The sequence below is a fragment of the Streptomyces platensis genome, from assembly GCF_008704855.1.
GTDB lineage: Bacteria > Actinomycetota > Actinomycetes > Streptomycetales > Streptomycetaceae > Streptomyces > Streptomyces platensis.
Window position 1 is genome coordinate 2,873,590 of the sequence record NZ_CP023691.1, and the last position, 13,162, is coordinate 2,886,751.

The 13,162-nt window shown below is 72.8% G+C and carries 15 protein-coding genes; 5 read left to right on the plus strand and 10 right to left on the minus strand.

The window, feature by feature from the left end; translation table 11 throughout:
- Positions 1-50 precede the first annotated feature (50 nt).
- The 6 genes from CP981_RS12590 to CP981_RS12615 all read right to left on the minus strand — a co-directional run bounded on the left by CP981_RS12590 (position 51) and on the right by CP981_RS12615 (position 6,593).
- The gene (locus CP981_RS12590) at positions 51-1,055 is read right to left on the minus strand and encodes a pyridoxal-phosphate dependent enzyme (protein ID WP_085927900.1); all 1,005 of its coding nucleotides are present in this window, start codon (positions 1,053-1,055) and stop codon (positions 51-53) included.
- A 9-nt stretch (positions 1,056-1,064) separates the two neighbouring features.
- A complete protein-coding gene (locus CP981_RS12595) occupies positions 1,065-2,330 on the minus strand; it encodes an NAD(P)/FAD-dependent oxidoreductase (protein WP_085927899.1) in 1,266 nt (421 codons plus the stop codon).
- 298 nt (positions 2,331-2,628) lie between these two features.
- On the minus strand, positions 2,629-3,942 hold the full coding sequence (locus tag CP981_RS12600; protein ID WP_107429599.1) for a deoxyguanosinetriphosphate triphosphohydrolase: 1,314 nt from the start codon (positions 3,940-3,942) through the stop codon (positions 2,629-2,631).
- The gene (locus CP981_RS12605; protein WP_085927898.1) at positions 3,939-4,820 is read right to left on the minus strand and encodes a sirohydrochlorin chelatase; all 882 of its coding nucleotides are present in this window, start codon (positions 4,818-4,820) and stop codon (positions 3,939-3,941) included. Before CP981_RS12605 ends, CP981_RS12600 begins: the two co-directional genes overlap by 4 nt.
- A gap of 155 nt (positions 4,821-4,975) precedes the next feature.
- On the minus strand, positions 4,976-6,001 hold the full coding sequence (locus tag CP981_RS12610; RefSeq protein ID WP_190141949.1) for an adenosine deaminase: 1,026 nt from the start codon (positions 5,999-6,001) through the stop codon (positions 4,976-4,978).
- Between the two features lie 151 nt (positions 6,002-6,152).
- Positions 6,153-6,593: a gamma-glutamylcyclotransferase family protein gene (locus CP981_RS12615; protein WP_085927897.1), complete on the minus strand. Its 441-nt coding sequence runs from the start codon at positions 6,591-6,593 to the stop codon at positions 6,153-6,155.
- 122 nt (positions 6,594-6,715) lie between these two features.
- On the opposite strand from CP981_RS12615, the gene CP981_RS12620 reads away from it, so the two are divergent.
- Positions 6,716-7,432, plus strand: a complete 717-nt coding sequence (locus CP981_RS12620; RefSeq protein ID WP_085927896.1) for a SanA/YdcF family protein — start codon at positions 6,716-6,718, stop codon at positions 7,430-7,432.
- A 16-nt stretch (positions 7,433-7,448) separates the two neighbouring features.
- Here the strand turns inward: CP981_RS12620 and CP981_RS12625 are convergent, their stop codons facing one another.
- Positions 7,449-8,492 (minus strand): trypsin-like serine peptidase, encoded by a 1,044-nt coding sequence (locus tag CP981_RS12625; protein WP_085927895.1) that lies wholly within the window; start codon positions 8,490-8,492, stop codon positions 7,449-7,451.
- Between the two features lies 1 nt (position 8,493).
- The gene (cutA, locus tag CP981_RS12630) at positions 8,494-8,859 is read right to left on the minus strand and encodes a divalent-cation tolerance protein CutA (protein WP_208852932.1); all 366 of its coding nucleotides are present in this window, start codon (positions 8,857-8,859) and stop codon (positions 8,494-8,496) included.
- Positions 8,860-9,184: 325 nt separating this feature from the next.
- Between cutA and CP981_RS12635 the strand changes: the two genes are divergently transcribed.
- Positions 9,185-9,550: a cupin domain-containing protein gene (locus CP981_RS12635; protein ID WP_085927894.1), complete on the plus strand. Its 366-nt coding sequence runs from the start codon at positions 9,185-9,187 to the stop codon at positions 9,548-9,550.
- 74 nt (positions 9,551-9,624) lie between these two features.
- Positions 9,625-10,455 carry a class I SAM-dependent methyltransferase gene (locus CP981_RS12640; protein WP_085927893.1) on the plus strand — a complete coding sequence of 277 codons (831 nt, stop codon included), beginning with the start codon at positions 9,625-9,627 and terminating at the stop codon, positions 10,453-10,455.
- Positions 10,456-10,511: 56 nt separating this feature from the next.
- Here the strand turns inward: CP981_RS12640 and CP981_RS12645 are convergent, their stop codons facing one another.
- Entirely contained in the window at positions 10,512-11,300 is a 789-nt protein-coding gene (locus CP981_RS12645) for a sulfite exporter TauE/SafE family protein (protein ID WP_085927892.1), read from the minus strand.
- Between the two features lie 68 nt (positions 11,301-11,368).
- Entirely contained in the window at positions 11,369-11,656 is a 288-nt protein-coding gene (locus CP981_RS12650) for a hypothetical protein (RefSeq protein ID WP_085927891.1), read from the minus strand.
- A gap of 120 nt (positions 11,657-11,776) precedes the next feature.
- Here CP981_RS12650 and CP981_RS12655 point away from each other — a divergent pair, with 120 nt between their 5' ends.
- Together CP981_RS12655 and CP981_RS12660 are read left to right on the plus strand one after the other, a co-directional pair.
- The gene (locus CP981_RS12655) at positions 11,777-12,643 is read left to right on the plus strand and encodes a helix-turn-helix domain-containing protein (RefSeq protein WP_150522399.1); all 867 of its coding nucleotides are present in this window, start codon (positions 11,777-11,779) and stop codon (positions 12,641-12,643) included.
- On the plus strand, positions 12,640-12,861 hold the full coding sequence (locus tag CP981_RS12660; protein ID WP_085927890.1) for a DUF397 domain-containing protein: 222 nt from the start codon (positions 12,640-12,642) through the stop codon (positions 12,859-12,861). Before CP981_RS12655 ends, CP981_RS12660 begins: the two co-directional genes overlap by 4 nt.
- Positions 12,862-13,162: the final 301 nt, after the last annotated feature.

Below are 13,162 nucleotides of genomic sequence, written 5' to 3' on the forward strand. Positions count from 1 at the left end.
GGGGTCGGACAGCCCTGGCCACGCGTGGGCGGGGGCGGCGCCCCTCCCCCTCACCCCAGCAGCTCCAGGAAGCGCTCCACCCCCACGTTGCCCCCCGAGATGATCACGCCGACGCGGGGTGGCAGCGGGGCGATATGGCCGGCGAGGAGGGCGGCCAGACCGCTGGCGCCGCTGGGTTCGGTGACGATCTTGAGGCGTTCGAAGGCGAACTTCATGGCCGTGCGGATCTCGTCGTCGGTGACCAGGACGACCGAGTCGAGCAGCCGCCCGTTGATGGCGAAGGTCAGCTCGCCGGGGCGCTCGGCGGCCTGGCCGTCGGCGATGGTGCGCGGGACCGGGATGGTGACGGGGTGGCCGGCGGCCAGGGAGCGCAGGGTGTCGTCGCCGGCCGCCGGCTCCACGCCGATCATGCGGATGCCGGGGACCAGGGCGGTGGCGGCGGTGGCCGAGCCGGCCATCAGGCCGCCGCCGCCGACCGGCGTCAGCAGCGCGTCGAGCGGGCCGGTCTCCTCGATCAGTTCCAGGGCCGCGGTGCCCTGGCCGGCGATGATGTGCGGATGCTCGTACGGCGGGATCAGTGCGAGGCCGCGTGCGTCGGCGAGCTTCCGGCCGATCGCGACGCGGTCGCCGGTGTAGCGGTCGTAGGTGACGATCTCGGCGCCGTAGCCGGCGGTGGCGTCCTTCTTGGACTCCGGGGTGTCCTCGGGCATCACGATGACGGCGTGGCTGCCGAGCTCCCGGGCGGCCAGGGCGACGGCCTGGGCGTGGTTGCCGGAGGAGTAGGCGGCGACTCCACGGGCCAGCTGTTCCGGCGACAGCCGGGAGAGGGCGTTGTAGGCGCCGCGGAACTTGAAGGCGCCGACCCGCTGGAAGTTCTCGCACTTGAGGTGGACCTCGGCGCCGACCAGGGCGTCGAGGGTACGGGAGCGCAGCACGGGCGTGCGGTGTGCCACGCCCGTCAGCCGCCGGGCGGCGTCCCGGACGTCGTCGAGGGTGACGACGTCCGGGACGTCGGTGCTGCCGGGGCCGGTGGGACCGCTGGGGCTTGGCGTCATACCGGCACGCTACGGGAGCAGCGAGGCCAGCGGAACCTCCGGATCGGCCAGCGCCTCGGGCGCCAACGACGCCCCGGAGCGGATGAGTTGCTGGAGGGACTCGGCGACGTCCCAGACGTTGACGTTCATCCCCGCGAGCAGCCGGCCGTCCGCGGCGAGCCAGAAGGCGATGAACTCCCGCTTGGCGACATCACCGCGGCAGACGACCTGCGCGTACGAGCCGGGCGGGGCGTAGCCGGAGTACTCCATGCCGACGTCGTACTGGTCGGAGAAGAAGTACGGGATGCGGTCGTAGCTGACGTCCCGGCCGAGCATGGCCTGCGCGGCGGCCGGGCCGCCGTTGAGGGCGTTGGCCCAGTGCTCGACGCGCAGCCGGCCGTCCAGGACGGGGTGGTCGGCGGCGGCGACATCGCCGGCGGCGTAGATGTACGGGTCGGAGGTGCGCAGCGCCGCGTCGACCGCGATACCGCCGCCGGCCTCCCGGTCGACGAGGTCCAGCCCGGCCTGTTCGGCGAGTGCGGTGCGCGGGGCGGCGCCGATCGCGGCGAGCACGTCGTGCGCGGGGTGTTCCTCGCCGTCGTCGGTGTGCACGGCGAGCACCATCCCGTCCTGGCCGACGATCTCGGTGAGGCGGGCGCCGAAGTGGAAGCGGACGCCGTGTTCGCGGTGCAGATCGGCGAACAGACCGCCGAGTTCGGGGCCCAGGATGCCGTGCAGCGGGGTGGGGGCGGGCTCGACGACGGTGACCTCCGCGCCGTAGGAGCGGGCCGCGGCGGCGACCTCCAGGCCGATCCAGCCGGCGCCGGCGATCACCAGATGGCCGTTGTCTCGGCCGAGGGAGGCCAGCACGCCGCGCAGCCGTTCGGCGTGCGCGAGGCGGCGCAGGTGGTGCACGCCGGCCAGGCCGGTGCCGGGGACGTCCAGGCGGCGCGGTTCGGCGCCGGTGGCCAGCAGCAGCTTGTCGTAGGCGATGAGGGTGCCGTCCCCGAGGCGGACGGTCTTGGCCGCGGGGTCCAGGTGGACGGCGGGCTGGCCCAGGTGGAGTTCGATGTGCGCCTGGGCGTACCAGGCGGGTTCATGGACGAAGACGCTGTCGCGCTCTTCCTTGCCCAGCAGGTACCCCTTGGAGAGCGGGGGGCGCTCGTAGGGGTGGTCGCGCTCGTCACAGATGAGGATCACCCGGCCGGTGAAGCCTTCCGCGCGGAGCGTCTCCGCGGCCTTCGCCCCGGCCAGGCCACCCCCGACGATGACGAACGTCTGGTGTGCGTCGACCACTTGCTTCCTCCTCGTTGCGGTACCTGCGCCCGCGTCCGCGTCCGTGAACGCCCCGATGTACCCCCCGGTGCTCTCCCCCGTTGATGCGTTCGGCGGCGTCAGGGTTCCCGATCGCCGCCGATCGGGGTTCCCGGTCGCCGTCTTGCCGAACGGGATTGCCGATCGCCGTCTGCCGAACGGGGTTGCCGTGCCGGTCAGGGCTCGCTGTTCGCTGTTGTCAGGGTGCTCCGTTCGAAAACGGTGGGGTTCGAGCGTCCCGCACGGAGCGTGAGGGGGGAAGAGGGGCTTTCCTCCAGGGTCACCCGCCGTAGGCCCGGCCGTGACCGGGGCGACGGGTGAGACGGGCGTGCAGCGAGCGGGCGGAGGCGTCGGTCAGGGCGGCGATCTGGTCGATGACGGCCCGCATCCGTGCGGTGTCGTCGGGGGCCGTGTCGAACAGTGAACGGAACTGTGGATCAAGGCCGTCGGGGGCGCGGGCGAACAACACCTCGGCCAGTTCGGCGATGACGACGCGCTGGTCGGCGCGGAGCGCCTCCTGGTCGGGGCGCTGCATGACGTACCGGTCGGCGACGGCTTTCAAAACGGCGCATTCCAGCCGGGTTTCGTCCGGAACCACCAGCTCCGCTCCGTAGCGGGTGAGCCGTCCGGTCCCCCACCGGGCCCGCGTCGCGCCCTCGGCGGCGAGACAGAAGCGGCCGATCAGCTGGCTGGTGGCGTCCTTGAGGCGGGCCTGGGCGAGCGCGGAGCCGTCGTAGCCGTGCGGCCACCACTCCTGCTCCAGGAGGCGGTCCAGCGCCGCGGCCAGCTCCTCGGGGCCGGCGCCGGGCGCGTAGCGTTCGCCGGCGACCGCGAAGATCTCGGCGCGTTCGGCGTCGGCGAGCAGGAGGTTGGGGTCGAGGTGTCCGGCGTGCAGCCCGTCCTCGACGTCGTGCACCGAGTACGCCACATCGTCGGACCAGTCCATGACCTGTGCCTCGAAGCTCCGGGCTCCGTCGGGGGCGCCCTGCCGGAACCACGCGTAAACCGGGGCGTCATCCGCGTAGACCCCGAACTTCGGGGAGGCGGGGTCGGTGGGGTGACCGCCGCGCGCCCACGGGTACTTGGTGGCCGCGTCGAGGGCGGCGCGGCTGAGGTTCAGCCCGACGCTGACCGTCGAACCGTCGTCGGCGGGCACGAAGCGCTTGGGCTCCAGACGGGCCAGCAGCCGCAGCGACTGGGCGTTGCCCTCGAAACCGCCGCAGGGCGCGGCGACTTCGTTGAGCGTCTGCTCGCCGTTGTGCCCGAAGGGCGGGTGGCCGAGATCGTGCGCCAGGCAGGCGGTCTCGACCAGGTCCGGATCGCAGCCGAGGGCGGCGCCCAGCTCCCGGCCGACCTGGGCGCACTCCAGGGAGTGGGTCAGCCGGGTACGCGGGCTGGCGTCCCAGGCGGCGGTGTGCGCGCCGGGGGTGACGACCTGGGTCTTGCCGGCCAGCCGGCGCAGCGCGGCGGAGTGCAGTACCCGGGCGCGGTCGCGCTGGAAGGCGGTGCGTCCCGGCCGTTTGTCGGGCTCGGTGACCCAGCGCTCGAGGTCGGCCGGGGTGTAGCCCGGGATGGTCGGTGGTGTGCCCGTCATACAGCGACGGTAGCCGCCCTGCGGGCCTCGGGGTCGGATCCGGTCGGAGCCAGGAGGGCCTGGTCGTAGCGGTGCAGTACGAGACGGGCCAGTGCGGGGTGGTCGCCCAGGGGCTCGGCGGCGGGCCCGGGGGCGGCGGCCGCGCACTGGGTGGCGAAGCGGCCGGGGGCGGTGAAGCAGCCGGCCACGGCGATCCGGTCGTGGCCGCGGGCGGTCAGCGCCCGGACCGCGTCGGCGACGGTGGGGGCGGCCGCCGAGGCGTAGGCCGGCAGCACGGGGACACCGCCGAGCCGGTCGGACAGCAGCCGGGCGGTGCGCTCGGTGTCCTGGGCGGAGCGTGGGGCGCGGGAGCCGGCGGCGGCCAGGACGACGGCGGTGCGCGGGCACGGGGCCTCGGGGAAGCCGGCCGCCAGCAGCCGGCCGTGCAGCGCCTCGGCGAGCAGCGGGTGCGGTCCGAGGGGTGCGGCGACCCGGCCGGTGAGCTGCGGTGCGGCCGCCAGCGCGGCGGGCAGGTCGTGGGTGACGTGGTGGCCGCGGCCGAACAGCAGCGGTACGAGGACGGCGGCGCCGCCCAGCCCGTCGAGGGTGTCGGCGAGCAGCGGCCGGTTCAGCTCGATGTGTCCGAGCCGTACGTCCAGGCCGGGGCGCAGTGTCCGGACCCGGTCGAGCAGGGCCCGGACGGTGGGCAGGGCGCGGGGGTCGCGGCTGCCGTGGGCGACCGCGACGAGGGTGGGGGCCGGGGTCTCCGGGGCGCGGAAGCCGTGCAGCCGGACACGGCGGAGCTGGGTGCTGAGCTGGGCGGTGATCTCGGCGGCGAGGCCTCCCGTACCGAGGGGGGCCAGGGACGCGGAGGGCAGGTGCGGTATCGGCGCCGTCATGACCTGAGCGTGGCAGCCGGGCGTTGCCGTGCTGTTTCCCCGGGGCGAACGTTGTGTTCCGGTCCGCTGCCGCCCGGCCCGCGCCCCGGGGGCGGGCCGGGCGGCAGGGGACCTCTCCCGCGGCCCTGCCGCCCGCGGCCCTGCCACCCGGGGGCCTACGCCTGGTGGGCGTCCACTTCCCGGAGGTACCGCTCGCGGGTCGCCTCGTCGAGGAAGGAGGCGCGGAAGGAGTTCCGGGCGAGGGTGCGCAGGGTCTCCTGGTCGAGGCCGAGGGCGTCGCGTACGGCGGTGAAGTTGTCGTCCGCGTAGCCGCCGAAGTACGCCGGGTCGTCGGAGTTGACGGTCACCAGCAGCCCGGCGTCCAGCATCGCGGGCAGCGGGTGGTCGGCGAGGTCGTCGATGACCCGCAGCCGGACGTTGGACAGCGGGCAGACGGTGAGCGGCACCTGGTCCGCCACCAGCCGGGCCACCAGCCGCTCGTCCTCCAGGGAGCGCACCCCGTGGTCGATCCGGTCCACGCCGAGGACGTCCAGGGCCTCCCACACGTAGGCCGGGGGCCCCTCCTCCCCCGCGTGCGCCACGCACTTGAGGCCGGCCTCCCGCGCCAGCGCGTAGACCTCCTTGAACTTCGACGGCGGGTGCCCGACCTCGGCGGAGTCCAGGCCGACGGCGGTGATCCGGTCGAAGTGCGGACGGGCGGCCTCGAAGGTCGCGAGGGCGGATTCGGCGCTCTCGTCGCGCAGGAAACACATGATCAGGCGGGTGCTGATGCCATAGGTCTCCGGGGCGCTGTCCAGGGCGCGGGCCAGGCCGTTGATGACGGTGCCGATCGGGACGCCGCGTGCGGTGTGCGCCTGCGGGTCGAAGAAGATCTCGGCGTGCCGTACGCCCTGCTCCTTGGCGCGGGCGAGATAGGCGTGGGCGAGGTCGGCGAAGTCGTCCTCGGTGCGCAGCACGGCCATCAGCGCGTAGTAGAGGTTCAGGAAGGACTGGAGATCGGCGAAGGAGTAGGCGCGGCGCAGTTCGTCCTGGGTGGCGTACGGCAGCTCGACGCCGTTGCGCTCGGCGAGCGCGAAGGCCAGCTCGGGCTCCAGAGTGCCCTCGATGTGCAGATGCAGCTCCGCTTTGGGCAGCGGCTCGTGGGCGGTTGCGGCGGAGGGGGAGGACGGGGAGGAAGCCACGCGGTCACACCTGTTCTGCGGTACGGAAAGGGCCCTCGGTACGGGTGGGAGCCCCGGTACGCGAGGAGTCGTCCAGGTTAGCCGGGGCGGGGTCCGCCGCCGCGGCGGCGCCCGGGGCGGCCGATCAGCCCTTGGCGGACAGAAGCGCCGGTCAGCCGGCCGCCGCCCGCGAGGCCGGCCAGTCGCCGCCCGCGAGGGGGGTGCCGGTGGCGCGCAGCCGGGCGGCTAGCGGGCCGGCCGCCAGGTAGACCCAGGCCCGTACGGTCCGGCCGTCCGGGCACACCGCCTCGGTGGCCACCCGCTCGTAGAGGTTGTGCGGGTCGCCGGGGGCGTAGCCCTCCAGCCGGTCCAGGACCGCGCACACCTCGTCGTAGTCGGTGTCGCGGGGCCGGACCAGGGTGCCGTGCACCACCGCTGCGGCGGGCCCGGTCGTCGCGTACGGGTATCCGGGGCCGTCGTACAGCAGCGCGCCGCCGATATGGGCCGGTTCCTCGGCCGCGGTCCGGCCGCGCAGGGTCCGGCCGTAGTTGGCCTCGCCGGGCCGCAGCGTCCCGTAGACGAAGAACGGCAGCCGCTCGGGCTCGCGGGTCATGGTGGTGCGGTCCTCTCCGGGCGGGGTGCTCTCTGCCACGATGCCAGGCCCGCGCTGCAACCGGCACGGGTGCACCCGGCGTCGCAGCCTGCGAGATCGATCGCGAGCGGGCGGGGGCAGGGATGCGTGGGCCGGTACCGGGACTGGTGCGACGGATACGGAGCGGGGTGGGCCGGCTGCGGCTGCCGCGGACCCGGCGGGGGCAGCGCCGCGTGTTCCAGGCCGTGGTGGCGGTGACGGTGCTCGCGCTGGCGCCCGCGACCTGGATGAACGCGACCGCCGGGCCCCGGGTGCACGGTGTCGCGGACGCCCCGTCCGCGCCGGTGGCCATCGTCTTCGGCGCGGGCCTGTGGAACGGCGCGCCGTCGCCGTATCTCGCCCACCGGCTGGACGCGGCCGCCGCGCTGTACGAGCGGGGCACCGTCCGCGCGGTCCTGGTCACCGGCGACAACAGCCGGACCGACTACGACGAGCCGGACGCGATGCGCGGCTATCTGCTGCGGCACGGCGTCCCGGGACAGAAGATCGTCAGCGACTACGCGGGCTTCGACACCTGGGACTCCTGTAGCCGGGCCCACCGGATCTTCGGGGTGAACCGGGCCGTGCTGGTCAGCCAGGGCTTCCACATCCGGCGTGCGCTGGCCCTGTGCAACGCGGCCGGGGTCGACTCCGACGGCGTCGGGGTGGCCGCGAAGCACGATGTGACCTGGGCGTACGGCGGGGTGCGGGAGATCTTCGCGGCCGGGAAGGCGGCGGCGGACGCGCTGCTGCGGCCCGATCCGCAGTTCCTCGGGCCGCACGAGAAGGGGGTGACGGAGGCGCTGGCGGACGCCGGTTAGCGCCTCCGTCAGCGGGTCACTTCTCGGCCGCGCGGGCGTACAGGTTGAGGATCTTCGTCCCGAAGTACGGGCTGTAGGAGATCCGGTCGGCGTCCGGGCCCTTCGGGCCACCGCCGTTGAGGCCGCCGATCACCCCGATGATCCGGCCGGTCCCGCTGTCCTCGTCGAAGTCGCTCAGCCAGGGGCTGCCGGAGGTGCCGCCGTAGAACCCGCCGCATTCCATGCGCAGTTCATGGGTGCCGCTCAGCCGGCCGGTGCGGGTCGCGCAGCGTACGGCCCGGTCCTCCGGGTCGTTCCGGACGTTCGGGTAGCCGATGACGGTGACGTCGTTGGTGTAACCGGGCGTCGGGGAGAGGGTGTTGCCGCCGGTGACCTCTTCGAGGGTGCGGTCGTCCTCGTCGGGGGCGACGGTGGCGAAGGCGAAGTCGAGGTCAGCCCCGGCGCCGCTGGTGCCGCGCTCGGGGTAGGCGAAGGTGTCCTCGATCGCCCACACCCCGTGCGGCTGGGTGGTCGCGCCGGAACGATACTGCGGGACAAACGCGGCACGGGTCCCCGGATTGCAGTGCCCGGCGGTGAGGATGAGGTTGCCGTGCGGGCTGTGCACCACGCTGGCGGTGCAGTGGTGTGCCTTGGTGTCCCCGTCGACGGAGAACAGCACACCGACGGACGGGATGCCGTTGAAGTGCCGGGCGGTGCGGCCGGCGCGGGCCGCGGCGGCGGTCCCCTTCGGCACGGCGGACCGGGTCGTGGCGGTGGACGGCGTGGGGGCCTCGGGCCGGGCCGGGGTGTCGCTGCCGGCCGGTGCGGCGGCCGCCATCCGGTCGGGCGTCCAGTAGGCGGCGGCGTCCCGGCTGGTCCAGGTCGCGTCGGGGCTCGGGCTGGGGCCGGCGTCGCCCGGTGCCGCGCGCCGGGCCTCGTTGACGGCGTGGCCGACGGACGCGGTGGCCAGGCACACCGTCACTCCGGCCACCGCCGCCGCGGCCCTGACCCAGCGCTTCCGGGTCGGCCGCGCCCGGTCAACTCGCGTCGTGGCGCCGCGTTCGGTGCTGTCGCGCTCCATGTCAGCTCGTCTCCTCTGCGACCCAGGACAGATAGCCGGCGCCACCGCGGGTGATGGGGGTGGCGATGATCTCGGGGGTGTCGTAGTCGTGCGCGTCGAGGAGATAGGCCGCCAGCGCGTCGTAGCGCGCCTCGGCCGTCTTGAACAGCACCTGCCACTCCTGGCTGGCCTCGACCGCGTCGTCCCAGCGGTACACCGAGGTCATCGGCGCGCTGATCTGCGCACAGGCCGCGAGCCGGCCCTCGATCGCCCCGCGCGCCAGCTTCCGGGCCTTGGTCTCGCTGTCGGTGGTCGTCATGACGGTCAGGAATCCGGCCTGCCGCCCGGTGGGGTCGGGCGGGTTGTTCGGGGCATTCGGGTCGGCCACGGGTGCGCATCCTTCACGGTGGGGGTCGGGAGGGAACGGGCGGGACGGTGGGGCCGCTTCGGCCGGGCGGGGCCGGCCGGCGGCAGGGGTCCGTGGCGTGGCCGAGCGGACTCGGCGACGCCACGGACCGCCTCGCATCGTACGGACCGGATGATCATCTCGTAAGTGACCGGCCCGCCCCGCGGCGGTATGCACCCGGACGCCGCCCGCCCTCCCCCGCCGGGCTCCGGGGCCCGGAGCGGGCTCCCCGGTTGCGTCCCCCCGTGCACCGGCAACGATGGAAAGGGCAGCCCAGCCGCCGGTCCGTACGCGAAAGGCCAGCATCATGGACGATCTCGATGCGCTCGCCCGCCAGCAGCTCGACGAGGCCAGGGCCTCCGCGCACGGCCGCAGTGCCCGGCTCTTCCTGCACGACGACCGGCTGCGGCAGACCGTGATCGCACTGGTCGCGGGCGCCGCACTGGACGAGCACAACGCGCCCCCGGCGGCGAGCCTGCAAGTCCTGCGGGGGCGGGTCCGGCTGACCGGGGCGGGCGGCGGCCAGGAGCTGATGACCGGTCAGGTCGCCATGACGCCGCGCGAGCGGCACGGCCTGCTGGCCCTGGAGGACTCGGCGGTGCTGCTGACCGCCGTCACGGAGATACCGGCCGGGGCGCGGCCCGCGGCCCTGGCGGAGGTGGACCGGAGGTAGCGCGGGCGCCCCGGAGCCGGTCTCGGGAATTCTGAGTATTCACATTTTTCTGAATCTTAAGTACTCTCTACTTCATGACCAGTCCGCGTACCGCACCGCGCCCCCAGGTGCAGCTGACCGGGGAGAAGGAAACCCTCCTCGCCACCCTCTACGGCCGCGCCCTCGACAGCCGTGCGAAGGATCCGGTCCTCGGCGACGCCACGGCCGCCGAGACCGTGCGGCGGCTCGACTACGACTTCAGCAAGCTCCGACTGAGCCCCGGCAACGCGGCCGGAGTCGCGCTGCGCGCCCGCCAGTTGGACGTCTGGACCGCGCGCTTCCTCGCCCGGCACGAGGAGGCGACGGTGGTGCATCTGGGCTGTGGCCTCGACAGCCGCGTCCAGCGTCTCGACCCCGGGCCGGGGGTGCGGTGGTTCGACATCGACTACCCCGAGGTCATCGCACTGCGGCGGCAGCTCTACCCGGAGCGCGCGGGCCACGCCACCATCCCGTCGTCCGTGACGGACCCGGCGTGGGTCGCGCGGATTCCCGACGACCGGCCGGCGATGATCGTGGCCGAGGGGCTGCTGATGTATCTGACCGAGGCGGACGGCACGGCGCTGCTGCGGCGGCTGATGGACCGGGTGCCGGGCGGTGAGCTGGCGTTCGACGCCTTCAGCAGGTTCGCGATCCGCACCCAGTGGCTCAACCGCGTCGTGGTGAAGGCCGGCGCGCGGCTGCACTGGGGCACGGACACCGCGGGGATCGCGGCGCTGAGCCCGAAGCTGGAGATCGTCGAGAACATCAGCGCCCTGGAGATTCCCGGCATCGAGAAGCTGCCGGCGGGCAGCCGGCTGGCGGCCCGGATGTCGGCGAGGCTGCCCGCGGTGCGGGACATGGCGCGGATGTACCACTGCCGGTTCTGAGCGGCGGCGGGGCGGCCGGTCCGGCCCGCCGGACCCGGCTCGGACCGTCCGCCGCCTCAGGCCGCCAGCCACTGGTCATAGGCCAGCTTGCACAGCAGCGCGACGACCACGACCACCAGCACCCCGCGGACGAAGCCGGTGCCGCGCTTGAGGGCCATCCGGGCGCCCACCATGCCGCCGGTGAAGTTGAACAGGGCGAGCAGGGCGCCCAGTTGCCACAGCACGGTGCCCTGGATCGCGAACATCGTCAGCGCCCCGATATTGGTGCAGGAGTTGACGACCTTGGAGGTGGCCGAGGCGGTGACCAGGTCCATGTGCAGGATCGCGGCGAGCGCGATGATCAGGAACGCCCCGGTCCCGGGCCCGATCAGCCCGTCGTAGAAGCCGATCCCCAGCCCCGCGATGAGGACGGCCGCCAGCACGCGCCGGCGGGTGGCCGGCCCGGAGGGCGCGGGGGCGGTGCCGAAGGCCGGCCGGAGCAGGATGAACACCAGCACCCCCAGCAGCACCGCCATGATCAGCGGGCGCAGCACCGCACTGTTGATCCCGGCCGCGAAGAACGCCCCGGTCAGCGAACCGGCGACCGCGGCGAGGCCGATGCGCAGCGCGGTCCGGACGTCGATCGGGGCCTTGCGGACGTAGGTGACCGCGGCCGCGGTGGTGCCCACGATGGCGGTGGACTTGTTGGTCCCCAGCACGTACGCGACCGGGGTGTGCGGCAGACCGACGAGCAGCGCGGGGAGCAGCAGCAGTCCGCCACCGCCCACCACGGCGTCGATCCAGCCCGCCGCGAGCGCGGCCAGGCAGAGCAGGGTCAGGGTGAAGAGCGATATATCAGGAGGCACCGGCTGATCTTATGAACCGGCCGCCGCCCGGGCTCCGAATTGATGCGCGGGCACGGGAGCCCTGCATCTCACCCCAACAGCTCGGCCAGCCGGCCGCCCCGGCTCTCCGCGACGCGGTGCACATCGGCGAGCGCCGCGGTCAAGTCCTCGGCCAGGAGGTGGATTTCGCCCGGCGTCCAGCGTCGTCCGGCGAGCACGGCCCGCGCTTCCACGATGAGTTCGGCGGCGGAACCGAGCTGCTTCGCCTCGATGTCGTCAGCGGTACGGGACACGTACCCGGTCCCGTCGCCTGCGAGGTAGCAGGGCTTCCCGTCGGGGCTCGACCAGGGCAGAAGCCGTGGCGTGGGTTCGGTCATCTCGCGAACTCCCTTGCTGTCCTTGGTAACTGGATGTAGCCAATTGGTCACCTGGACAACGTGTCGGGCAATAGCATCGGGGTGCTTTAACGGCGGTGCGCAAGTCCGCTGCCTGCCGTGATGCTGAACGTGATCACATGGCGAGAGGTCACAGCGTTGGACGAGACGACCCCACCCCAGCACTTGAACCCCCTGCAACGCTTCGGCTGCGACGTCAAACAGGTTCGGCTGGCCCGCAAGCTGACGCAGAAGCAGCTGGGGAGAGCGGCGGGCTACTCGGAGGCGTACGTCAGTCGAGTCGAGGCCGGAAAGCTCCTGCCCCGGCCGAGCGAGAAGTTCGCCAAGGGCTGTGACGTCGCCTTCGGGACAGGCGAGCTGTTCGTAGACCTACTTCGAAGGATCGACGAGGGGGACCACCCGAGCTGGTTCGTCCCGTACCTGAACTTGGAGAAGAAGGCGTCGCGAATCCTGGACTTCTCGGCGAACCTCGTAAAGGGAATTCTCCAGACCGAGGACTATGCGCGGGCGGTCTTCAGCACCTCCAACCCGCAGGCGAGCGCAGAGGGAATCGAAGGCAAAGTCACCGCACGCATGCGGCGTCGCGAGGTGTTCGAGCGAGAAGAGCCATCGCTCCTTTGGATCATCCTGCACGAGTCGTGTCTGCGAACTGTCGTGGGGTGCGACGGAGTTATGGCCGGACAGCTTGAGTACCTGCTGAAGGCCGCTGCGTCGCCGCACATCAGGCTTCAAGTGCTGCCGTTCTCAGCAGGGGCTCCAGCTGCACACGCCAAGCCCTTCACTGTGCTGCGCTTCACCAACTCACCCACGGTGCTGTACACAGAGACCCGGGTGGGAGGCAGGATGCACGACTCCGCACAAACAGTCGACGCGGCCCTGGATGACTATGATCTGCTCAGGGCACACGCACTGTCCCCAGACCAGTCAGTCACCCTGATCCAGACTTTGCTGAAGGAGTACCGCGAATGAGTACCGCCTTGGATCTCGCCGCGGCTACATGGGTCAAGTCCTCCTACAGCGACGGCAGCGGCGGGGACTGCGTCGAATTCTCCCGTGCCCTCACCGAACCCCACGGCCTCGTTCCCGTGCGTGACAGCAAGGACCCGGACGGCCCGGCGCTCATATTCCCGGCGGGCGGCTGGTCCTCGTTCGTCTCGGCCGTCAAGCGCGGGCAGTTCACCGCCTGAGCCCCCCACCTGCGGAACAAGCCCGCGACGACGCACCGCGCTTGAGGCCTGGGGTCGGTACCCGCCGCCGATACGCGCTGCGCCATATGGGCTAACCCGGTCGCCAACTATGGCGTGTCGTGCTGGTGGTCCCTTGAATCGGTGCTACCGACGGTGGGGGTGCCCATCCCCTGTCGGGGGACCAGGGACGACTGCCGTCATGCGGCAATTCCGTCCTGTTCTTCAGGGCACCCCCGACAGGTCAGCATGCGCGGAGGTTTCCTTTTCTCTGGCATGCGGCAGCCCCCACCTCCTTCGTGGA